Annotated in this window: 16 protein-coding genes and 1 pseudogene; 11 read left to right on the top strand and 6 right to left on the bottom strand. The window is 73.8% G+C overall.

All coding sequences use genetic code 11. The features are described 5' to 3' along the window. From ABZY20_RS10815 to ABZY20_RS10825, 3 genes and pseudogenes are all read left to right on the top strand, one after another. Nucleotides 1–683 (top strand): annotated as a pseudogene (locus ABZY20_RS10815) (hypothetical protein); the annotation flags it as partial. A gap of 156 nt (nucleotides 684–839) precedes the next feature. Next, nucleotides 840–4436, top strand: coding sequence for a sodium/proline symporter PutP (gene putP / locus ABZY20_RS10820; RefSeq protein ID WP_356439683.1), 3597 nt, complete (start codon nucleotides 840–842; stop codon nucleotides 4434–4436). Then, on the top strand, nucleotides 4433–4942 hold the full coding sequence (locus tag ABZY20_RS10825; RefSeq protein WP_356439686.1) for a flavodoxin domain-containing protein: 510 nt from the start codon (nucleotides 4433–4435) through the stop codon (nucleotides 4940–4942). The genes putP and ABZY20_RS10825 overlap by 4 nt, the downstream gene beginning before the upstream one ends. Before the next feature lie 13 nt (nucleotides 4943–4955). Here ABZY20_RS10825 and ABZY20_RS10830 read toward each other — a convergent pair whose 3' ends face one another. After that, nucleotides 4956–5348 (bottom strand): DUF302 domain-containing protein, encoded by a 393-nt coding sequence (locus ABZY20_RS10830; protein ID WP_356440694.1) that lies wholly within the window; start codon nucleotides 5346–5348, stop codon nucleotides 4956–4958. A 171-nt stretch (nucleotides 5349–5519) separates the two neighbouring features. Between ABZY20_RS10830 and ABZY20_RS10835 the strand changes: the two genes are divergently transcribed. The 3 genes from ABZY20_RS10835 (at nucleotide 5520) to ABZY20_RS10845 (ending at nucleotide 8078) form a co-directional block, all read left to right on the top strand. After that, a complete protein-coding gene (locus ABZY20_RS10835) occupies nucleotides 5520–6887 on the top strand; it encodes an MBL fold metallo-hydrolase (protein WP_356439689.1) in 1368 nt (455 codons plus the stop codon). Between the two features lie 61 nt (nucleotides 6888–6948). Further along, nucleotides 6949–7335, top strand: coding sequence for a rhodanese-like domain-containing protein (locus ABZY20_RS10840; protein WP_356439692.1), 387 nt, complete (start codon nucleotides 6949–6951; stop codon nucleotides 7333–7335). After that, nucleotides 7332–8078: a sulfite exporter TauE/SafE family protein gene (locus ABZY20_RS10845; RefSeq protein ID WP_356439695.1), complete on the top strand. Its 747-nt coding sequence runs from the start codon at nucleotides 7332–7334 to the stop codon at nucleotides 8076–8078. Before ABZY20_RS10840 ends, ABZY20_RS10845 begins: the two co-directional genes overlap by 4 nt. 21 nt (nucleotides 8079–8099) lie before the next feature. Here ABZY20_RS10845 and ABZY20_RS10850 read toward each other — a convergent pair whose 3' ends face one another. Further along, nucleotides 8100–8387: a metal-sensitive transcriptional regulator gene (locus tag ABZY20_RS10850; protein WP_356439698.1), complete on the bottom strand. Its 288-nt coding sequence runs from the start codon at nucleotides 8385–8387 to the stop codon at nucleotides 8100–8102. A 227-nt stretch (nucleotides 8388–8614) separates the two neighbouring features. On the opposite strand from ABZY20_RS10850, the gene ABZY20_RS10855 reads away from it, so the two are divergent. After that, nucleotides 8615–9730, top strand: coding sequence for a winged helix DNA-binding domain-containing protein (locus tag ABZY20_RS10855; RefSeq protein ID WP_356439701.1), 1116 nt, complete (start codon nucleotides 8615–8617; stop codon nucleotides 9728–9730). Nucleotides 9731–9884: 154 nt separating this feature from the next. Here the strand turns inward: ABZY20_RS10855 and ABZY20_RS10860 are convergent, their stop codons facing one another. The 3 genes from ABZY20_RS10860 to ABZY20_RS10870 all read right to left on the bottom strand — a co-directional run bounded on the left by ABZY20_RS10860 (nucleotide 9885) and on the right by ABZY20_RS10870 (nucleotide 14758). Beyond that, on the bottom strand, nucleotides 9885–10676 hold the full coding sequence (locus tag ABZY20_RS10860) for a serine protease (protein ID WP_356439704.1): 792 nt from the start codon (nucleotides 10674–10676) through the stop codon (nucleotides 9885–9887). Nucleotides 10677–10881: 205 nt separating this feature from the next. Beyond that, entirely contained in the window at nucleotides 10882–13734 is a 2853-nt protein-coding gene (locus tag ABZY20_RS10865) for an AAA family ATPase (RefSeq protein ID WP_356439707.1), read from the bottom strand. 205 nt (nucleotides 13735–13939) lie between these two features. Then, on the bottom strand, nucleotides 13940–14758 hold the full coding sequence (locus tag ABZY20_RS10870) for a helix-turn-helix transcriptional regulator (protein ID WP_356439710.1): 819 nt from the start codon (nucleotides 14756–14758) through the stop codon (nucleotides 13940–13942). Between the two features lie 125 nt (nucleotides 14759–14883). On the opposite strand from ABZY20_RS10870, the gene ABZY20_RS10875 reads away from it, so the two are divergent. From ABZY20_RS10875 to ABZY20_RS10890, 4 genes are all read left to right on the top strand, one after another. Next, complete coding sequence (locus ABZY20_RS10875; RefSeq protein ID WP_356439713.1) at nucleotides 14884–16563, top strand: AMP-binding protein; 1680 nt, start codon at nucleotides 14884–14886, stop codon at nucleotides 16561–16563. After that, nucleotides 16560–18146, top strand: coding sequence for an AMP-binding protein (locus ABZY20_RS10880; protein ID WP_356439716.1), 1587 nt, complete (start codon nucleotides 16560–16562; stop codon nucleotides 18144–18146). The genes ABZY20_RS10875 and ABZY20_RS10880 overlap by 4 nt, the downstream gene beginning before the upstream one ends. Before the next feature lie 467 nt (nucleotides 18147–18613). Next, nucleotides 18614–19753, top strand: a complete 1140-nt coding sequence (locus ABZY20_RS10885) for a cellulose binding domain-containing protein (RefSeq protein WP_356439719.1) — start codon at nucleotides 18614–18616, stop codon at nucleotides 19751–19753. Nucleotides 19754–19993: 240 nt separating this feature from the next. Next, the gene (locus ABZY20_RS10890; RefSeq protein WP_356439722.1) at nucleotides 19994–21076 is read left to right on the top strand and encodes a lytic polysaccharide monooxygenase; all 1083 of its coding nucleotides are present in this window, start codon (nucleotides 19994–19996) and stop codon (nucleotides 21074–21076) included. A gap of 64 nt (nucleotides 21077–21140) precedes the next feature. Here ABZY20_RS10890 and ABZY20_RS10895 read toward each other — a convergent pair whose 3' ends face one another. After that, entirely contained in the window at nucleotides 21141–21818 is a 678-nt protein-coding gene (locus ABZY20_RS10895) for a hypothetical protein (RefSeq protein WP_356439725.1), read from the bottom strand. Nucleotides 21819–21828: the final 10 nt, after the last annotated feature.

Consider the following 21828-nt stretch of genomic DNA (forward strand, 5'->3'; position numbering starts at 1 on the left):
ACCCGGCCGAGTCGGCCGGGAAGGGTGCCGCCCGGGCCCACCTCGGGCCCACCTCGGACGCGGACGGCGTCGAGTACAGCGCCACCGTGCTCGGCAGTCACTGGATCGTGCGACCCGGTGAGGACGACACCCGTGTGGAGGAGTCCGCGGGGGAGCGCCGGCCGGTGACGGCGCCCGACCGTACCGACGGGTCCGTGCTGCGTTTCGGTCCGGGCGTGACCGCCGCCGTCGCCCACCGCACCCACCGGACGTTCCCCACCGCGGTCGCGGCACCGCCTCCCGCGCCCCCGCGCCGGCGATGGCGCAGGCACGCGCTGCCCGCGCTGGTCCTGCTCTGCGTGCTCGCGTTCCTCGCCTGGCAGCGCCTCGGGCCGCCCCTCGCGGTCCGCACGGCCGAGGTCACGGCCCGGCCGGAGGCGCTCGGCTGCGGCGGCACCGCGCACATCGTCGGCGTCGTCACCACGAACGGCCGCCCCGGCACGCTGTCCTACCGCTGGGTCCGCAGCGACGGCACCTCCTCCGGCGTCCTGGAGGAGGTCCTGGTCCGGGGCCAGCGGCAGGCACGACTGCACCTGCGGTGGACCTTCCAGGGCACGGGGCACTACACCGCCCGGGCCGAACTGCGCGTCCTCACCGCGAGCCCCCGGGCCGTGAGCACCCGTTTCACGTACGACTGCCCCTGACCGGTCACCCCGTCCGGCCCGGGCACTGCCCCGTGCGGCGGACGCACCGATCGGTCTCCCAGCACCGGGATCTGTACATTTGTGCGGAAGGGCAGACAAAATGCCAGGCGTGCAGACGGCCGTGCCCGTCCCATGACCCGCGCAGGCGAGGGCCACATGTTCGATGTGAGTGCTCCGATCCTGATCACGTTCCTCGTGTACGTGGCAGCCATGATCGGAACGGGTGTCTGGGCGTACCGCCGCACTCACACGTTCGCCGACTTCGCCCTCGGCGGCCGCAGGCTCAGCTCCTTCGTCGCGGCCCTGTCCGCAGGGGCCAGCGACATGTCCGGCTGGCTGTTCCTCGCGCTGCCCGGAGCGGTGTACGCGGCCGGGCTCGGCGCCAGCTGGATCGCCGTCGGCCTGGTCGTCGGCACCTACCTCAACTGGCTCTTCGTCGCGCCCCGGCTGCGGACCTACACCGAGCGCGCCGAGAACGCCGTGAGCCTGTCGGCGTATCTCGAGGAGCGGTTCGAGGACCGCACCCGGATGCTCCGGCTGGTGTCGGCCGCCGTCACCCTGGTGTTCTTCACCGTCTACGTGGCCAGCGGCCTGGTGGCCGGCGGACTGCTGTTCGAGCAGGTCTTCGACGTCCGCTTCGGGCTCGGGGTGACCCTGACCGCCCTGGTGATCGTCGTCTACGCGGGCCTGGGCGGCTTCCTCGCCGTGAGCATGACGCACGTACTGCAGGGGACCCTGATGCTCCTCGCGCTGGTCGTGCTCCCCCTGACCGGCGTCGCGGTGCTCGGCGGCTTCGGCGCCATGGGCGGGGCCGTCGACGACAAGAGCCCGAAGCTGCTCGACATGGGGGCCAGAGTCGGCTACGCGGACGGCCAGTGGTCGGCGGGCGGCTCGCTCGGCGTCGTGGCCACGATCTCGCTGCTCGCCTGGGGCCTGGGCTACTTCGGGCAGCCGCACATCCTGGCCCGTTTCATGGGCATCCGCAGCACCCAGGCCGTCCCCGCGGCCCGCCGGATCGGCACGGCCTGGGTCGCCGTCGTGCTCGCCGGCGCCACCCTCGTCGGGCTGGTCGGCATCGCGCAGCTGGACACCCCGCTCACCCAGCCCGACACGGTGTACATCGCCCTGGCCCGGACCCTGCTCACCCCCTGGGTCGCCGGCGTGATGCTGATCGCGGTCCTGGCCGCGATCATGTCGACCGCCGACAGCCAGCTCCTGGTGTCGTCCACCGCCCTCACCGAGGACTTCTACCGCGCCTTCCTGCACCGGCGGGCCACGGACCGGACCCTGGTGCGGGTCGGCCGCGCCGCCGTCGTGGTGGTGATCGTGGTGGCCTATGTGATCGCGCTCCGACGTGGCGGGCTGCTGGACATCGTCGGCCAGGCCTGGGCCGGTTTCGGGGCCGCCTTCGGGCCGGTGGTCCTGCTCTCGCTGTACTGGCCGCGCATGACCTGGGCCGGGGCCATGGCCGGGATCGTCTCGGGCGCGGCCACGGTCCTGGCCTGGGACCACCTCAACCCCCTGCTCGGGCCCCTGGAGTCGGGCATCTACGAGATGGTCCCGGGCGTCCTCGTCGCCACGGCCGCCGCACTGCTCTTCGGCCGGTTCGTCGGCCAGCCGCCCAAACGCGCCTTCTGGCGGATGCCGGGCGGAGGCGTGAGCCAGATGCTGGTGACGCCCTTCCTCAACAACGCGCCCGTCGGCATGGCCGTCCTGGACGCGGACCTGCGCTACGTCTGGGTGAACGAGCCGCTGGAGCGTCTCATCCCGCTCGAACGGCGGCTCGGGCAGCGGCCCAGGGACGTGCTCCCGGAGGAGGAGGCGGAGGCCTTCGAGAAGCAGATGAGCAAGGTCCTGGAGACCGGGGAACCGGTGCTGGACCACGAGTACCGCGGCCCCGGCTATCTCGACCCCGACCGGATCCGCGCCTGCTCCGCCTCCTTCTTCGGCATGAAGGACCGCAAGGGCCGCATCGTCGGCGTCTCCTACATGGTCGTCGACGTCACCGAGCGCTGGCGGGCCCAGGAGCGCCTGGCCCTGCTGAACGACGCCGGCGCGCGGATCGGCAGCACGCTGGAGATCACGCGGACCGCGCAGGAACTGGCCGAGGAGGCGGTGCCCTCGGTCGCCGAGTTCGTCGCCGTCGACCTGCTGGACTCGGTCATGCGGGGCGAGGAGCCGGCGCCCGGACCGGTGGACATGACGCCCGTCATCCGCCGCGCGGCCCAGCAGTCGGTGCGCGAGGGCTGCCCGGAGGCGAGCCTGCCCGTGGGCGGAACGGTCCGGCGCGCCCGCCTCTCGCCCGTCACCCAGTGCCTGATGGAGAGCCGGACGCTGGTGGAGCGGGTCCTGGACCTCTCGCACAGCGCCTGGGTGACGGAGGACGAGTCGCTGGGCTCGACGCTGCGCGACTTCGACTTCCGCTCGCTGATGGTCGTACCGGTGCGGGCGCGCGGCGTCACCCTCGGCGTGGCGACGTTCGCCCGGACCGACCGCACGGGCCCGTTCGAGGACGACGACGTGCGTCTCGCCGAGGAACTCGTCTCCCGGGCGGCCGTCTCCGTCGACAACGCGCGCCGCTTCACCCGCGAACGCACCGCGGCCCGCTCCATGCAGCGCTACCTGCTGCCGCACGAGCTGGCCGGGGGCTCCGCGCTGGACGTGGCGTCCTGGTACCTGCCCGCGGACGCCCCCAGCGGGGTGGGCGGCGACTGGTTCGACGTGATCCCGCTGTCCGGGGCCCGGGTCGCCCTGGTCGTCGGGGACGTCGTCGGGCACGGCATGAACGCGGCGGCCACCATGGGGCGCCTGCGCACGGCGGTCCGCACGCTCGCCGACCTGGACCTGCCCCCGGACGAGCTGCTGGCGCATCTGGACGACCTGGTCATCGGCCACCTGGGGGACTACGGCGACAAGGAGTCCACGGCGGCCGACGACGAGACGGCGGGCGCCGCGTTCCTGGGCGCCACGTGCCTGTACGCCGTGTACGACCCGGTCAGCAGACGGTGCACGCTGGCCCGCGCGGGCCATCTGCCGCCCGTGATCGTCGGCCCCGAGGGCACCGCCGCCCTCCTCGACCTGCCCGCCGGCCCGCCCCTCGGCCTCGGATACCTGCCCTTCGAGTCCGTCGAGGTGGAACTGGCCGAGGGCAGCCTCATCGCCCTCTACACGGACGGGCTCATCGAGACCTACGACCGGGACATCGACGTGGGGCTCGACCGGCTGGGCGACGCCCTCGCGGCGCGCGGGACGCGGCTGGAGGAGATCGGCCAGGGCGTCGTGGACGCCCTGCTGACGGGCCCGCCGTCCGACGACGTCGCCCTGCTGCTCGCCCGGACGCACGTCCTGGCCGCGGAGCAGGTCGTCTCCTGGGACCTGCCCAGCGACCCGGCCGCCGTCGCCCACGCCCGCGGCCTCGCCGTGCGGCAGCTGGAGCAGTGGGGCATGCCGGACCTGACCTTCACCACGGAGCTGATCGTCAGCGAGCTGGTCACCAACGCCATCCGCCACGCCTCCGGCCCGGTCTGCCTGCGGCTGATCCGCGACCGCGGGCTCATCTGCGAGGTCTCCGACGGCGGCAGCACCGCACCGCGCCTGCGCCACGCCCGGACCACCGACGAGGGCGGACGGGGCCTGCTGATCGTGGCCCAGCTGGCCCAGCGGTGGGGCACGCGCTTCACCACCAACGGCAAGATCATCTGGACGGAGCAGGTCATACAGCACGGCGACGACTTCGAAGGGCGGACACGATGACCGTTCTGGTGGGATACGCGACCGTCCACGGCTCCACCCGGGAGATCGCGCAGCGGATCGGCGCGAGGCTGCGGGCGGCCGGCGTCGAGACCGACGTGCGGCCGTTCGAGTCGGTCGGCGACACCGGCGGGTACGACGCGTTCGTCCTGGGCAGCGCCGTGTACGACCAGAAGTGGCTGGGCCCGGCCCGGGACTTCGTCCGCCGTGCCCCGGCCGCGCTCGGCTCCCGGCCGGTCTGGCTGTTCAGCGTGGGCATGCCGGGAGCACTGCGAGGCCCGTGGAAGCGGCTGATCCGCTACGAGGTGCCCGCCATCGAGAAGGACCTCGCGACGCCGTTCACCGCCCGCGAGCACCGGCTGTTCTCCGGGGTGCTCGAGCCCGGGCACCTGACCCCCCGCAGCCGGCTGCGGTTCCGGCTGATGGGCTGCCGGTACGGCGACCACCGCGACTGGCCGGAGATCGAGGCGTGGGCCGAGTCCGTCGCGGGGACGCTCGCGCGCCGGTGACCCCGGTGCGCCGTCAGCGCTCCGTGAGGGAGGCGAGGGCGGCGTCGAGGCGGCGGGTGGCCTCCTCGGCGACCGGGCGCAGGGCGTCCAGCTCGGTGAGGGCGACCATCGTGTTCGGGTCCAGGGCCTGGACCGCGGTGCGGTCGCCGTCCCTGCGGACCACCACGTTGCACGGCAGCAGCAGGCCGATCGAGCGGTCGGTGTCCAGGGCGCGGTGGGCCAGGGGCGGGTTGCAGGCGCCGAGGATGACGTAGTCCTCCATGTCGTGGTCCAGCTTGGCCTTGAGGGTGGCGGTGACGTCGATCTCGGTGAGGACGCCGAAGCCCTGGGCGGCCAGGGCGTCCCGGGTGCGGGCGACGGCGGTGGCGAAGTCGGTGTCGAGATGCACGGTGCGGTCGTAGCGCATGGGGTGGCCCTTCTTCGTCATGGGTCGGGCGGACGGGTGTCCGGTCCCGCCCGAGGTACTCGTGCGGTGGTGCCTGAGGCGGCCTCCGCCCCCGGTTATACCCCCTGGGGTACTTGTGTTACGGTCGATAGCATACCCCCCGGGGTAATTTTCACGGGAAGGGAGTGCCTTGTGTTCTTCGTCGACACGATCGAGGTGCCGGGACTCGGCAACCGGAGCTATCTGGCGGGCGGCGAGCGCACGGCTGTGGCGATCGACCCGCCGCGTGACGTCGACCGGGTGATCGCGGCGGCGGCCCGGCGCGGGGTGCGGATCGTGCACGTGCTGGAGACACACGTGCACAACGACTACGTCACCGGCGGCCTGGAGCTGGCCCGGCTCACCGGCGCGGCCTACCGGGTGCCCGCCGGAGCCCGCGTCTCCTTCCCGCGCGTCCCCGTGCGCGACGGCGACCGCACGGAGGTCGACACCGCGGCCGGCCTGGCCGTGCGCGCCCTGTCGACTCCAGGGCACACCCCGCACCACACCTCCTACGTCCTGGAGGACAACGGCACGGCGGTCGCGGTCTTCACCGGCGGCTCGCTGCTGATCGGCGCGGTCGGGCGCCCCGACCTGGTCGAGCCGCGGCTGACCGAACGGCTGGCCCGCGAGCAGCACGCCTCCGCGCACCGGCTCGCGGCCGAGCTGCCCGACGACACGTCCGTCCTGCCGACGCACGGGTTCGGCAGCTTCTGCTCGTCCTCGCAGGCGGAGGGCAGCGACACGACCATCGGCAAGGAGAAGGCGTCCAACGAGGCCTTCACCCGGGACGTGGACACCTTCGTCGCCGACCTGCTGGCCGGACTGGACGACATCCCTGCGTACTACGCGCACATGGGCCCGGTGAACGCCGCCGGACCCGCGCCCGCCGACCTCACCCCGCCCGCGCCGGCCGACGCCGAGGAGATCGCGGACCGGCTGGCGGCGGGGGAGTGGGTGGTGGACCTGCGCAACCGGGTGGCGTTCGCCGCGGGGCATGTGGCCGGCTCGTTCAACTTCGAGGCGGACGGGAAACTCGCCACCTACCTGGCCTGGCTGATCCCCTGGGGCAAGCCGGTCACCCTGCTCGCCGAGTCGCCCGAGCAGCTCGCCGCGGCGCAGCGCGAGCTGGTCCGGGTCGGCATCGACCGCCCGGCCGCCGCCGCCACCGGCGACCCCGCCGACTGGGTGCGCGAGGGCGAGGAGCCGGCGTCCTTCCCCCGGGCGACCTTCGCCGACCTCGCGGACCGGCGCCCGGCCGGCGGCGTCACCGTCCTCGACGTCCGGCGCGGCTCCGAGCGGTCGGAGGGCCGGATCGAGGGCTCGGTCCACATCCCGATCCACACCCTGCGCCACCGTCTGCACGAGGTGCCCGGCGGTGAGGTGTGGGTGCACTGCGCGAGCGGCATGCGCGCCGCGATCGCCGCTTCCCTGCTGGACGCCGCCGGCCGCGCGGTCGTCGCCGTGGACGACTCCTTCGACGCGGCCGAGCAGGCCGGACTCACCGTCCGCACCCCCTGACCGCGCCGAAGCCGCCGGTGTCCCGCGCGCCGGCGCGCAGAACAGGAGCACGAACACCGAGATGAGCATCTTCCACCGCAGCAGCGCTCCGGGACGCGTGAGCGTCCGGGAGGCGGCCCTGCGCACCGGCCACGCCGACGGCGCCGGCCAGGGCGGCGACGCCGTGCTGCTGGACGTGCGCGAGCCCTATGAGTGGCAGGCCGGGCACGCCCCGCGCGCCGTGCACCTGCCGCTGTCGGCGCTGGCCGCCGGGGCCGGGCTGCCCGCACAGGCGCAGGCGCGGCCCCTGGTCGTGATCTGCCGCTCCGGCAACCGCTCCCGGCAGGCCGCCGAACTGCTCGTGGCGCGCGGCGCGCAGGCCGTGGACGTGATCGGGGGCATGCGGGACTGGGCCGGGGCGGGCCTGCCGGTCGTGGACGCCCGCGGAGGGAACGGCACCGTCGCGTGACCGCTCTCGTCCTCGCCCTGACCGCGGGAGCGGTCATCGGCCTGGCCCTCGGCGCCCTCGGGGGCGGCGGCAGCGTGCTGGCCGTGCCCGCGCTGATCTATCTGCTCGGTTTCAGCCCGGTCGGCGCCACGACCGCGAGCCTGGTCATCGTCACGCTCACCTCGGTCACCGCGCTCGTCGCCCATGCGCGCGACGGTCATGTGCGGTGGCGAGCGGGGCTGCTGTTCGCGGCGGCCGGGATCGTCCCGGCGATGCTGGGCGGGGCGCTGGCCGCCCGCGTCCCGGCGGTCGTCCTCACGGCGGCGTTCGCGGTGGTGGCCGGAGCGGCGGCGGTCCGCATGCTGCGCACCCGCCCGCCGGCGGACGCCGCCGTGACGGTCCGGCCCGGCCGGGCGGCGGCCGCCGGGGCCGGGCTCGGCGCGGTCACCGGGGTCCTCGGCGTCGGTGGGGGCTTCCTCGCCGTACCGGCGCTGGTGAGCGTGCTCGGGCTGCGCATGCGCGAGGCGGTGGGCACCAGTCTGCTCGTCATCACCGTCAACTCGCTGGCGGCGCTGGCGACGCGCGCCGGCACGGTGGAGCGGCTGGATTGGACGGTCGTCGGCCCCTTCGTCGGCGCCGCGATCCTCGGCGCCTGGGACGGCAAGCGGCTGTCGGCGAAGGTCTCCGGGCACACCCTGCAACGGACCTTCGCCGTGGTGCTGCTGGCGGTGGCGGTCTTCATGCTGGTCGACGCGGCGCTGTGACGGCGGCGGCCCCCGGGCGGCTCAGGCCAGCGACAGGAACAGCCTCTCCAGCCGGGCGCGGATGGCGTCCGCGTCCTCGCCGTTCCTGCGGCCGGCGTCGATGTCGGTGACGCACTGCTGCAGACCGGTGGCGATGATCGCGAAACCGGCACGGTCCAGTGCGCGTGAGGCGGCGGCGAGCTGCGTGACGACGTCCTCGCAGTCGCGTCCCTCCTCGATCATCCGGATCACACCGGAGATCTGACCCTGCGCGCGGCGCAGCCGGTTCAGCACGGCCTTGAGGTCCGCGCCCTCGAGCTCCAGCTCCACGATCACTCCTCGTAAAAATACCCCTAGGGGTACTGTACGTCCCGTTTCGGGACGACGGCGATTATCGGGGATGACCTCTGACATGGCCAGCTCGGCGGGAAGCCCGGGCGCCCTCGGGGGTGCGCGGGGCGCCCGGAGTGCCCGGGGGTGCCGCCTCCACGCCGCCGGCGCAGGCCGCTACGTCGTCGCGGCCAGAAGCTGTCCGCAAGCCCCGCTACCGTGCCCCCATGACGAAGACCCCGCGGAGCGTCGCCCGCACGGCCCCTCACCTCGGGGTCCGTGCCCTCAACCGCGCCACCCTCGAACGGCAGCTCCTGCTGCGTCCGTCGCGGATGCCGGTGCCCGGTGCCGTCGAGCACCTGCTCGGGCTGCAGGCGCAGAACGTGAAGCCGCCGTACTACGCGCTCGCCGCCCGGCTCGACGGGTTCACCCCCGAGGCGCTGTCCGGGCCGATGGCCGCCCGCGAGGCCGTCCGCATCGTCACCCTGCGTTCCACGATCCACACCCACACCGCGGACGACTGCCTCGCCCTGCGGCCGCTGACCCAGCCCGCGATGGAGCGGGAGCTGGCGAACTTCGGCAAAGGGCTCGCCGGTGTCGACCTGGACCGGCTGGCCGAGCTGGCCCGCGGCCTCGTCGAGGCCGAGCCGCGCACCATGAAGCAGTTGCGCGAGGAGCTGGCCCGGGAGTGGCCCGACGCCGATCCGCTGTCGCTGTCCGTCGCGGCGCGCTGCCGGCTGCCGCTGGTGCAGGTGACGCCGCGCGGGCTGTGGGGGCGCAGCGGGCAGGTCCGTCTGACCACCGCCGAGCACTGGCTGGGCCGTTCCGCCGGTCCCGCCGCCACACTCGAGTCCCTCGTCCCGCGCTACCTCGCCGCCTTCGGCCCGGCCTGCGTGCGGGACATGCAGACCTGGGCCGGGCTGACCCGGCTGCGCGAGGTCTTCGAACGCCTGCGCCCGCGGCTGGTGACCTTCCAGGACGACAGGGGCGTCGAGCTCTTCGACCTCCCGGACGCGCCCCGCCCCGACCCGGACACCCCGGCCCCGCCGCGCTTCCTGCCCGAGTTCGACAACCTGCTGCTCTCCCACGCCGACCGCACCCGCGTCGTCCCGCCCGAGCACCGCGGCCGCCACTGGCAGGGCAACATCGCCCACTGCACGTTCCTCGTCGACGGCTTCCTCGCGGGTCTGTGGCGGCTGGAGAAGGACGCGCTCGTGATCGAGCCCTTCGCCCGGCTCGGCGGCGCGCGGCGCGACGAGGTCCTCGCCGAGGGGGAGCGGATGCTGCGGGTGATGCACCCGGAGGCGGCGTACGACATCCGCTTCGGCACCGTGCGGAGATGAGCGCCGGGGTGCCTCGGTCCGCCTTCCCTCCGCCGCCCGTGGAAGCGCCTGCATCCGGGGCCGGGCATGGAGAGGGGGCGTTGCGGGCCGCTCGTGGAGGCCCGCAACGCCCCCTGGTACATCACCTGAGGGATACTCAGGAGCTATTCGCAGGTCACGAGTTGACCTGTGCCGTGACCAGGCTGGAGAAGGTGGTCAGGCGGGTGTAGACACCCGGGTGGGCGGCCTGGGCGCAGCCCTCGCCCCAGGAGGTGATGCCTGCCAGGACGCCCCCGATGAGCAGGGGGCCGCCGCTGTCGCCCTGGCAGGTGTCCACGCCGCCGGAGGTCTTCCCGGCGCACACCATGTCGCTCTGCACGAAGTCGGAGCCGTAGGCGCTCGCGCAACCGGAGTCGGACACGGTCGGTACCGTCGCGGTGCGCAGCTGGTTGGAGGAGCTGCCGCCCGAGGAGGTGGTGCCCCAGCCGAGGATGCGGGCGGTGGTGCCGGCCGCGTACACCGAGGTCTGGGAGGCGGAGACGTACTTCGCCGCCGTGTACGGCATCGACGTCGACAGCGTCAGCACGGCCACGTCGTCGCCGTTCGTGGCGTCGGTGTAGCTCGGGTGGATCCAGATCCTGCTGACCCTGCTGACGGTGCCGTCGGAGCCGTTGCGGTAGGTGCGGCCACCGACCACCCGGACGCTGCCGGTGGTCTCGCCGACCATGCAGTGCGCGGCGGTGACGACCTTGGTGGGCGAGACCAGCGTGCCGCCGCAGAACTGGTTCTGCGAGGCGTCGGTGATCTGCATGACGAACGGGTACGCGGACGCGGTGGTCGTGGTGCCGCCGACGATCGGCTGGGGCGCGGCGGCGGCCGTGGGGGCGGCGAGCAGCGCGGCGGTGGCGGCGGCAGCGGTCGCCGCGGCGACGGCGGCGGCCTTTCTGGCAGCGTTGAGCCCGAACATGGGTCTCCTCGGGGAGTTGCCGGTGGGGGATTCGCGCGGGTGGTGGTGCGCGGTGACCCTCACGTCGTCGTTCGGATCCCCGCGTGCCCGGCGAGCGGCACGCCCTCAAGCTAGAGCCGCGCGGCAGGGCTGCCCAATGAGGGAACCCCCTAAGGGAGTTGGGCAGGGAAAACCCTCGGTCCGGCTCCGTGAAACCCTGGCGGGGTCAGGTCGTGCGGCGGCCCGCGGCCAGCCGGACGATGTCCACCCGCGACCGGATCCCCAGCTTCCGGTAGACCCGGGTGAGAGTCGCCTCGACGGTCTTGACGCTGATGAACAACCGGGCCGCGATCTCCCGGTTGGTCGCGCCCTCCATCACCAGCGAGGCGACCTGACGCTCCATCGACGCGAGCCCCTCCAGCGCGTCGAGCGCGACGGGCGGCGCCGCCGCGGTCGGCTCCGCCGCGGCCGGACCGGCCGCGACGGCCGCGTCGACCTGCCGCAGCCAGGGCAGCGCCCGGCAGCGCCGGAACAGCCGGGCGGCCTCGTCGTACGACGCCACGCCCGGCAGGGCGGCGGTGCCGGAGCGGGGCGAGGCGGCGGCCCGGGCGCGCAGCCGCGCCAGCGCGAAGGCGGCCCGGGCCTCCTCCAGGCCGTATCCGAGCCGGCCCAGCCGGTCCTGCACGGACGCCAGCCGCACCAGGGCCGCCTCGTGTTCGCCGCGTGCCGCCCGGACCAGCGCCTCGGCCCGGTCGAGCACCGCCAGCACGCTCTGCCGGCCCAGCCGCAGCGCGTGCACCCGGGCCGTGTCGATGACGTCCTGGGCCTCGCCCGGCTCGCCGACGCGCACCAGGGCCTCGGCGAGGTCGCCGTGCCAGCGGCCGCGGGCCGGGTCGTTGATGCCGAGGCCCTGCTCCAGCTCCCGCACACGGCGCAGCGAACGCACCGCGCCCGTCGGATCGCCGGCCACCAACTGGGCGTAACCCAGGGCCGCCAGGGCCCGCGACAGGTACATCTGGTCGCCGTCGACCTCGGCGTGGTCGGCCGCCTCGCGGGCGAGGGCCAGCGCCCGGTCGACGTCCCCGGCCGACGCCTCCGCGAGGGAGGTGAGCATGGCGGAGGCGCCCTCGCCGATCCCGGAGTCGCGGGCGAGGCGCAGGCTCTCCCGGGCGAGGTCCAGGGCCCGGCCGCAGTGCCCCGAACGCAGCTCGGTGTCGGCGAGGAAGCGCAGGAAGTGCACCTCGCTCTCGACCATGCCGCGCCGCCGCACCTCGCGCAGCAGCGGGGTGATGGTGGCACGGGCCTCGGGCAGCTGGTCGCTCATGATCAGCCACCGGAACCGGGCCGAACCGGCGCCGTTGTGGTGGCAGGCCACATAGGGGTCCTGGGGTTCCCTCAGGGCCCGCTTGACGGTCGTGGGGGCGTCCGGGTGCCCCATCAGCGTCTCGGTGGAGGCCTGGAACGACAGCGCCATCAGCTCGGTGCGCCGGTCCGCGCCCCGGGCGGCCAGCTCCGCCGCGTGCGCGGCCTCCTGCCGGGCCTCGGCGAAGTCGCCCTCGACGACCAGGCCGCGCCAGGCCAGCTGGTAGTGGACCAGGGCGAGCAGCCCCGGGTCGTCGCCCGCGTCGGCCAGGACCTGCGGGAAGACGGCGTCGACCTCGCCGAGGGCCTGTCCGGCGGCCTCGATGACCACCATCCAGGCCCGTACGCGCTCGGCGGGGACCGTGGCGCGCGTCAGCACGTCCCGGGCGATGTCCCGGGCGAGATCCGCCTCGCCCGCCGTGATCGCGTCCTCCGCGGCCTGCAGCCGCCGCTCGTCCGGGCCGGGCGTGCTGTCCGCCGGGGTGTGCCGGGCCGCGAGCAGCCCGAGCGAGGCGGCCACGGACGGCGCCCCGCGGTCCCGGGCCAGCGCAGCGGCCTCGGCGAGCCGGGCCGCCACCTCCGGGTCGGTGCCCGTGGTCGCCAGGGCCAGGTGCCGGGCCCGCTCGATCGGGTCGGAGGCGGCCGTGGACAGCGCGGCGTGCACGGCCCGCCGCTCCTGCGCCGGCGCCTCCGCGTACAGCGCGGCCGAGATCAGCGGGTGGGCGAACCGTACGGCCGGGCCCTCCGTCTCGGTCGCCAGCAGTCCGAGCGCCGCCGCGTGGGCCGTCTCGGCCTCGGCGTGCTCCCGCCCGGCCGCGTGCAGCAGGGCCAGGGTGGGGCGGGCACCGGCGCTGGCCACGAGGAGCGTGCGGCGCGCCTCGTCCGACAGCATCTCCAGCCGGCTCAGCACCAGGGCCCGCAGCGAGGTGGGCACGGGCAGCGGCTCGCCCGGGCGGGGCCGGGCCGGGCTCTCGGCCAGGGCGCGGCCCAGCTCCAGCGCGAAGAGGGGGTTGCCGCCGCTGGTGCGGTGGATGTCACGGACGGTGGAGCGCGACAGGGGCGTGTAGCCGCGGTGGTCCAGCAGTGCGGAGACCTGGGCACGGGTGAGCGGGCCCAGCCGGACGGCGAGGGTGTCGGGCGGGCTGGCGCGCAGGTGACGGTCGTACTCCTGGCCCTCGGTGCGCACCGCCGAGAGCATCTGCACGGGCGTGCCGCCCAGCCGGCGGGCGGCGAAGCCGAGCAGTTCGGCACTGGCGGCGTCCAGCCACTGGAGGTCGTCGGCGACGACGAGGACCGGCCCCTTCTCGGCCAGCGCCCGCAGGGCCGAGAGCACGGCGAGGCGCAGCGCGAGCCCGTCCCGCTGGAGCGTCGACTCGCCGCGGCCGGTGAGCGCCGACTCCAGGGCCGTGCGCTGGGCGGCGGGCATCCGGCCGGAGACCTCGTCGAGGACCAGCCCGAACAGATCGGCCAGGGCCAGGAAGGGCAGGTGGGATTCGGACTCCGTCGCCGAGCAGCGCAACACGGTCCGCGCCGCGCCGCCGTAATCCGCCGCCAGCGCCCGCAGGACTGTCGACTTTCCTATTCCGGCCGGGCCGTGCAGCAGCACACTGCCCCCTCGGCCGAGCTGGTCACGTGCCGACGTGAACAAATCCTCCCGGCCGATGACCAGGTCGGGGCGGCTTCTGGGAGGCTCCTGGAAGTCCCGTCGCACGGTCACCTCTCCCCTCCCTGTGTCGTGTCCTGGCCAATATTAGGCAACGGCTCTTTGAATTTCGGACGGACGGTGTCGTGAGGGAAATAACAACCTGCTCCCGGAGGACGAAATTCACCGGCCCCCGAAAGCGGTGGAAGACGACCTGGGCGCCCCCTCGGCAACCCGTCGGCATACCGAACGAACCGGCACACCGGAAAGCAGTACAAACCTACGGCAACCATCCCGCCCGGCGTGCGGCGACCACGGCCTCCCCGCGGGTGCGGGCCCGCAGCTTGCGCATCGCCGACCGCAGATAGCCCTTGACGGTCTCGGGCGTCACCCCCAGCCGTTCCGCGGCCACCGCGTTCGTTGCCCCGTCGGCCACACACGCCAGCACGTCCACCTCGCGCGGCGCGAGCCGGACCCGGACCGGGCGCCCGGGCTCACCGGTGTCGGCCGTCAGCAGCGCGCACGCCCCGAGCAGCTCGGCACGCAGCTCCGGGTCCGCGATCCGCGGGGCCAGCGCCCGCAGGGCCGCGTGCGCCTCGCGGACCTGCTCCCAGCCCGCGCCCGGACCGGCCCCGCCCGCCAGCGTCCGGGCCTCGTCCCGTACGACCAGGGCCCGCTCCACGTCCCGCGCCGCCTCCACGGCCGCGTCCAGCGTCCGCCCGCCCAGCGGCCGGGCCGCGCGCAGCGCCCCGTACAGCACCCCGCGCACCCGGTGCCGCACCACCACCGGGACGGCCAGCACCGAGCGCAGCCCCTCCAGGGCCACCGGGGCGTCGTACTCGTGGGTGATCCGCCGCGACGCCGAGTAGTCCGTCACCACGCACGGCCGCGACAGCGCCACCGTCTTCCCGCCCAGCCCCTGCCCGGACGTCACCACCAGCGAGCGCAGCGCGTCCGTCGCCGTGCCGCTCAGCTCGCTGATCCGCATCTGCCGCCCGGCTTCCAGCAGCCCGCCGAACGCCACCGGGAGGCCCGTGGCGCGCCGCAGACGCAGCAGCGCGTTCCGTATCTCGACCGCGTCGGACGCGTCCGCTGTCACCTGCTCGCCCCTTCACTCCGGGTCCTGTGCCGGCGCTCCCCCCGTTCGGGGGTAGTGAGACCTGCATCACGGATTACACGATGGCTCAGAGCCGCCCGGCAATGGCCCGGCACCCAGGAGGACAGATGACATCGGCGACGGAGCTGTTCCGCAGCGCGCGGGATTTCCTGCTGGAACACCGCGAGGACTACGCGAGGGCCTACGAGGGCTTCCGCTGGCCCCGACCGGAGTACTTCAACTGGGCCCTCGACTGGTTCGACGAGATCGCCGACGGCAACGCGCGCACGGCCCTGCACATCGTCGAGGAGGACGGCCGCGAGACCCGGTTGTCCTTCGCGGAGCTGTCCGGGCAGTCCTCCCGGTTCGCCTCCTGGCTGCGCGCCCGGGGCGTGCGCGCCGAGGACCGCGTCCTGGTCATGCTCGGCAACCAGGCCGAGCTGTGGATCACCGCCCTCGCCGCGATGAAGCTGCGCGCGGTCGTCATCCCGGCCACCCCGCTGCTCGGCCCCGCCGACCTGCGCGACCGCGTGGAGCGGGGCCGGGTCCGGCACGTGATCGTCCGCCCGGAGGACACCGCGAAGTTCGACGAGGTCCCCGGCGCCTACACGCGCATCGCCGCCGGAGCCGCCGGCGCCGTGCCCGCGGGCTGGCTGCCGCTGGACGACGCCCACGGCGCCTCCGCGTCCTTCACGCCCGACGGCCCCACCCGGGCCGACGACCCGCTGATGCTCTACTTCACCTCGGGCACCACCGCCCGGCCCAAGCTGGTCGAGCACACCCACACCTCGTACCCGATCGGGCACCTGTCGACCATGTACTGGATCGGGCTCAAGCCCGGCGACGTGCATCTGAACATCTCCTCACCCGGCTGGGCCAAGCACGCCTGGTCCAACCTCTTCGCCCCCTGGAACGCGGAGGCGACCGTCTTCCTGCACAACTACACGCGCTTCGACGCCGCCCGGCTCATGACCGAGATGGACCGGGCCGGTGTCACCTCCTTCTGCGCCCCGCCGACCGTGTGGCGCATGCTCATCCAGGCCGACCTCACCCAGCTGCGCACCCCGCCCCGCGAGGTCGTCGCCGCCGGTGAGCCGCTCAACCCGGAGGTCATCGAGCAGGTCCGCCAGCACTGGGGCCTCACCGTCCGGGACGGCTTCGGCCAGACCGAGACGGCCGTGCAGGTCGCCAACAGCCCCGGCCAGCCGCTCAAGACCGGTTCGATGGGCCGGCCCAGCCCCGGCTACCGCGTCGAGCTCCTCGACCCGGTGTCCGGCGCCCCGGGGGCCGCGGAGGGCGAGATCGCGCTCGACCTCTCGCACCGCCCCGTCGGCCTGATGGCCGGCTACCACGGCGACCCGGACCGCACGGCGGAGGCCATGGCCGGGGGCTACTACCGGACCGGGGACATCGCCTCCCGCGACGACGAGGGCTATCTGACGTACATCGGGCGCAGCGACGACGTCTTCAAGGCCTCCGACTACAAGATCAGCCCCTTCGAGCTGGAGAGCGCGCTGCTGGAGCACGAGGCGGTGGCGGAGGCGGCGGTGGTGCCCGCCCCTGACGAGGTGCGGCTCGCGGTGCCGAAGGCCTACGTCGTCCTCGCCGACGGCTGGGAGCCCGGGCCCGACACGGCGAAGGTGCTGTTCGAGCACTCCCGCGAGGCCCTGGCCCCGTACAAGCGCGTCCGCCGCCTGGAGTTCGGCCCCCTGCCCAAGACCGTCTCCGGCAAGATCCGCCGCATCGAGCTGCGCGAGGCCACGGCGTCCGGCTCGGACGCCGAGTACCGCGAGGAGGACTTCCGGTGAACTCCTACAGCCACGGCACCGGCCCGACCGCGCTGCTCGGCGACACGATCGGGGCGAACCTGGACCGGGCGGTGGCCGCCTGGCCGGACCGCGAGGCGCTGGTGGACGTGCCGTCCGGGCGCCGCTGGACGTACGCGGAGTTCGGCGCGGACGTGGACCGGCTGGCCTCGGCCCTGCTGGCGTCGGGTGTCGCCAGGGGCGACCGGGTGGGCGTCTGGGCGGTCAACTGCCCCGAGTGGGTGCTCGTCCAGTACGCCACCGCGCGGATCGGCGCGATCCTGGTCAACATCAACCCGGCCTACCGCACCCACGAAGTGGAGTACGTCCTCAACCAGGCGGGTGTGTCCCTGCTGTTCGCCTCCCTCGCCCACAAGACGAGCGACTACCGGGCGATGGTCGAGGAGGTCCGCGGCAGGTGCGCCGCCCTGTGCGAGGTCGTGTACTTCGGCGACCCGGGCTGGCGGACGCTGCTCGACCGGGCGACGCCCGGGCCCCGCTTCCCCGACCTGTCCTGCGACGACCCGATCAACATCCAGTACACGTCGGGCACGACGGGCTTCCCCAAGGGCGCCACCCTCTCGCACCACAACATCCTCAACAACGGTTATTTCGTCGGGGAGTTGATCGCCTACTCGGAACAGGACCGGATCTGCGTCCCGGTGCCGTTCTACCACTGCTTCGGCATGGTCATGTGCAACCTCGCAGCCACCTCCCACGGCGCCTGCGTCGTCATCCCCGCCCCGTCCTTCGACCCCGCGGCCACGCTCCACGCGGTCCAGCGGGAGCGCTGCACCTCGCTCTACGGCGTGCCGACGATGTTCATCGCGGAGCTGAACCTGCCCGGCTTCGCCTCCTACGACCTGTCCTCCCTGCGCACCGGCATCATGGCGGGCTCGCCCTGCCCCGTGGAGGTGATGAAGCGGGTCGTCGCCGAGATGCACATGGCCCAGGTCGCCATCTGCTACGGCATGACCGAGACGTCCCCCGTCTCCCTGCAGACGCGGACGGACGACGACCTGGAGCACCGCACGGGCACGGTCGGCCGCGTCCTGCCGCACATCGAGGTCAAGGTCGTCGACCCCGCGACCGGCGTGACGCTGCCCCGGGGCGAGGCGGGCGAGCTGTGCACACGCGGCTACAGCGTGATGCTCGGGTACTGGGACGAGCCGGAGAAGACCGCCGAGGCGATCGACGCCGGACGCTGGATGCACACCGGCGACCTCGCGGTGATGCGTGAGGACGGCTACGTCGAGATCGTCGGCCGCATCAAGGACATGATCATCCGGGGCGGCGAGAACATCTACCCCCGCGAGATCGAGGAGTTCCTCTACGCCCACCCGCAGATCCAGGACGTCCAGGTCGTCGGCGTCCCGCACGAGCACTACGGCGAGGAGGTCCTGGCCTGCGTCATCCCCCGCGACCCCGCCGACCCGCCGACCCTCGAGCAGCTGCGCGCCTTCTGCGAGGGGCGCCTGGCGCACTACAAGGTCCCCAGCCGGCTCCGGATCCTGGACGCCTTCCCGATGACGGTGTCCGGAAAGGTGCGGAAGGTGGAACTGCGGGAGCGGTACACCGGATCCTGACCGTGTGCCCGGCCGCGCGGTGACGCCTCCGCCGGGCGCGCCGAACCGCCGCTGACCCTCGTCCGGCCGCCGGAGCAGACCGCGGCCGGACGAGGGCGCTGCCCGTGGCCTGCTGCCTGCTGCCTGCTTCCCGCTTCCCGCGGACACGGCCGGTCGTGCGGGAGCCCGCCGACTCCGCCCACCCCGAGCCCGCCGTGCGACGGCCTTTCGGGAGCGCTCCCAACTTGCCGCTGGCACACGCCGGTTGTGGGGAGCGCCGGACGCGCCACCGGCTGACCTGGCATTTCGAAGACATCTTCGACGGATTACCGTTCAACGGGTTGTCAGGGACATGGACGGCTCCTACAGTCGCGACCGAAACCGGTGAGGTGGGAGCGCTCCCAGTCTTGGGGAGACGGGAGCGCTTCCGACTCCTGAGCCGCAGCACCTCCTGTCGAGTCCGGTTCCCTCGGAGAGAGGCCCCCCACATGCGATCGTCTCCGCACCGCCTCCGCACCCTCCGCACCCTCCGCGCCCTGTCCGGCGCGCTGCTCACGGCGCTCGCCACCGTGGCGGCGCTGCTCGTCGCCACCTCGCCCGCGCAGGCGGACACCGTCGTCTGCGAACAGTTCGGGTCGACCGTCATCCAGGGCCGCTACGTCGTGCAGAACAACCGCTGGGGCACCAGTGCGACCCAGTGCGTCACCGCCACCGACACCGGCTTCCGGGTCACCCAGGCCGACGGCTCGGTGCCCACGAACGGCGCACCGAAGTCGTACCCGTCGGTCTTCAACGGCTGCCACTACACCAACTGTTCGCCCGGGACCAAGCTGCCGGCGCAGCTCAGCACCATCTCCAGCGCGCCCAGCAGCATCTCCTACGGCTACGTCTCCGGTGCCGTGTACAACGCCTCGTACGACATCTGGCTGGACCCGACGCCCCGCACCGACGGCGTCAACCGCACCGAGATCATGATCTGGTTCAACCGGGTCGGCCCGGTCCAGCCGATCGGCTCGCAGGTCGGCACCGCCTCCGTCGGCGGGCGCAGCTGGGAGGTGTGGACCGGCAGCAACGGGTCCAACGACGTCATCTCCTTCGTGGCCCCCTCGGCGATCTCGAGCTGGAGCTTCGACGTCATGGACTTCGTCGACCAGACCGTCGCACGCGGCATGGCGCAGAACAACTGGTACCTGACCAGCATCCAGGCCGGCTTCGAGCCGTGGCAGAACGGCGCCGGGCTCGCGGTGCACTCCTTCTCCTCCGCGGTGAACACCGGAGGCGGCAGCCCGGGCGGCCCCGGCAGCCCGGCGGCGGCCTGCCAGGTGACGTACGACGCCAACGTCTGGGCGGACGGTTTCACCGCCGACGTGACGGTGAAGAACACCGGATCGGCCGCCGTCGACGGCTGGAAGCTCGGCTTCACGCTGCCGTCCGGGCAGCGGATCACCAACGCCTGGAACGCCACCCTGTCCGGCACCTCCGGCGCCGTCACGGCGAGCCCCGCGGCGCACAACGCGCGGATCGCGGCCGGCGGCACCCAGACCTTCGGCTTCCAGGGCACCCACAGCGGCGCCTTCGCCGAGCCGGCCGGCTTCACCCTCGACGGCACCGCCTGCTCCGTCGCCTGACCGGCGGCGCACCCGACCCGCTCCGGGCTCCGTCCTGCGCCGAACGGGCGGACCCCGGAGCGTTCCACCCCCGCCCGTCCGGCCCCCACCGGAACGGGCCCTCCCCGGTACGCCCCGTGCACCTCGTGCACCTCGTGCACCTCGCACCTCGCACTCCGCACTTCGCACTTCGCACTTCGCACAGGCTCCCCGACGACCACCGAGGAGACCCGCACAACCCCACCCGGAACTGGAGACACGATGGCTCGTAGCAAGCGACGACCCCTGTCCTTACTGGCGGTGCTGGCCACTCTGCTCAGCGGGCTCGGGCTGGCCCTGATCGGCCAGAACAGCGCGCAGGCGCACGGTGTGACGATGATGCCCGGATCACGGACCTACCTCTGCTACCTGGACGCCAAGACCGGCACCGGCGCGCTCGACCCGACCAACCCCGCGTGCAAGGCCGCGCTCGCCGAGAGCGGCGCGAACGCGCTGTACAACTGGTTCGCCGTGCTCGACTCCAACGCGGGCGGACGCGGCCCGGGTTACGTCCCGGACGGCAAGCTGTGCAGCGCCGGCGACCGCTCCCCGTACAACTTCACCGGCTACAACGCCGCCCGCGCCGACTGGCCCCGCACGCACCTCACCTCCGGGGCGACGATCCGCGTCAAGCACAGCAACTGGGCTGCGCACCCGGGTGACTTCCGGGTGTACGTCTCCAAGCCCGGCTACTCGCCCACCAAGGCGCTGGGCTGGGGCGACCTGGAGCTGATCCAGACCGTCACCAACCCGCCGCAGTCCGGCTCGGTGGGCAGCGAGTCCGGCCACTACTACTGGGACCTGAAGCTGCCGTCCGGCCGCTCGGGCGACGCGATGATGTTCATCCAGTGGGTGCGCTCGGACAGCCAGGAGAACTTCTTCTCCTGCTCCGACATCGTCTTCGACGGCGGCAACGGCGAGGTGACCGGCATCCGCGGCTCGGGCGGCACCCCGGACCCGACACCCACGCCGACCCCGACGCCCACCGACCCGCACACCGGGTGCATGGCCCTGTACAAGGTGACGAGCTCCTGGGGCGGCGGCTTCCAGGGTGCCGTCGAGGTGATGAACCACAACACCACCGCGCGTGACGGCTGGGCCGTGCGCTGGCAACCGGGCGCCGGGACCCGGATCAGCCAGGTCTGGAACGGGACTCTGAGCTCCGGCTCCGACGGCACGGTCACGGTCAGGCACGCCGACCACAACCGCACCATCCCGCCGGACGGCACCGTGACGTTCGGCTTCACCGCCACCTCGACCGGGAACAACCTGCCGGTCGGCTCGATCACCTGCGTCAACCCGTAACCGCCCGGCACACCGGCGCCGGTTCCCGCACCCGCGGGGGCCGGCGCCCCGCCGTGCCGGCGGGTCAGGCGGCGAACGCCTCGGCCGGACCGTTCACCGGCTGCGGGGTGCCCGTCAGGTCGAGCACGAACAGCGGGACCCGCAGCGCGTCGGCGCGGGCGCGTGCCTCGTCGCCGTACCCGGCGAGGGAGAAGTAGACGCAGGCCGCGGACTCCGTCATCGCGGTCAGCCACAGGCACTCCACGTCGCGCGCGTCGGCCGGGCGCACGGTGGGGTCCACCCGGGCCAGCACCCCCGGGGCGGCGAGGCCTATGCCGGAGGGCGGACGCCGGTCCGCTCGCCGTACGTCCCGGTGGCCGAGCCAGTGCAGATAGACGGCGGCGGCGACGACCGCGTCCCGGGCGGTGCGGATGGTCACCGGCCGGAAGGCGGGGCGCGCGGGCGCCGGGCGGGTGTCCCGCGCGGCGGCCCGCGCGCCCGCCACCGGGATCCTCAGCACCGTGCCGCAGGAACAGCCCAGTTCGGGGCGCGGCCAGGAGGACGGACGGTCGCAGGCGGCGCAGCGCACGGTCACCCACTCCTCGTCCCAGGAGCGGTGCGTGACGGCGGCCGGGACCCCGTGCGGGTCGAGCGGCGGCGCGACGGGCGCTCCGCAGGCGCAGGGGTAGGGCGGCACGGCGAACAGATGGGCGCGCCCGCAGGCCGGGCAGCGCACCGACACGCTCTCGGACATGCCCCCCATCGTCCTCTCG

This window comes from Streptomyces sp. NPDC006624 (genome assembly GCF_040611555.1).
Lineage (GTDB): Bacteria > Actinomycetota > Actinomycetes > Streptomycetales > Streptomycetaceae > Streptomyces.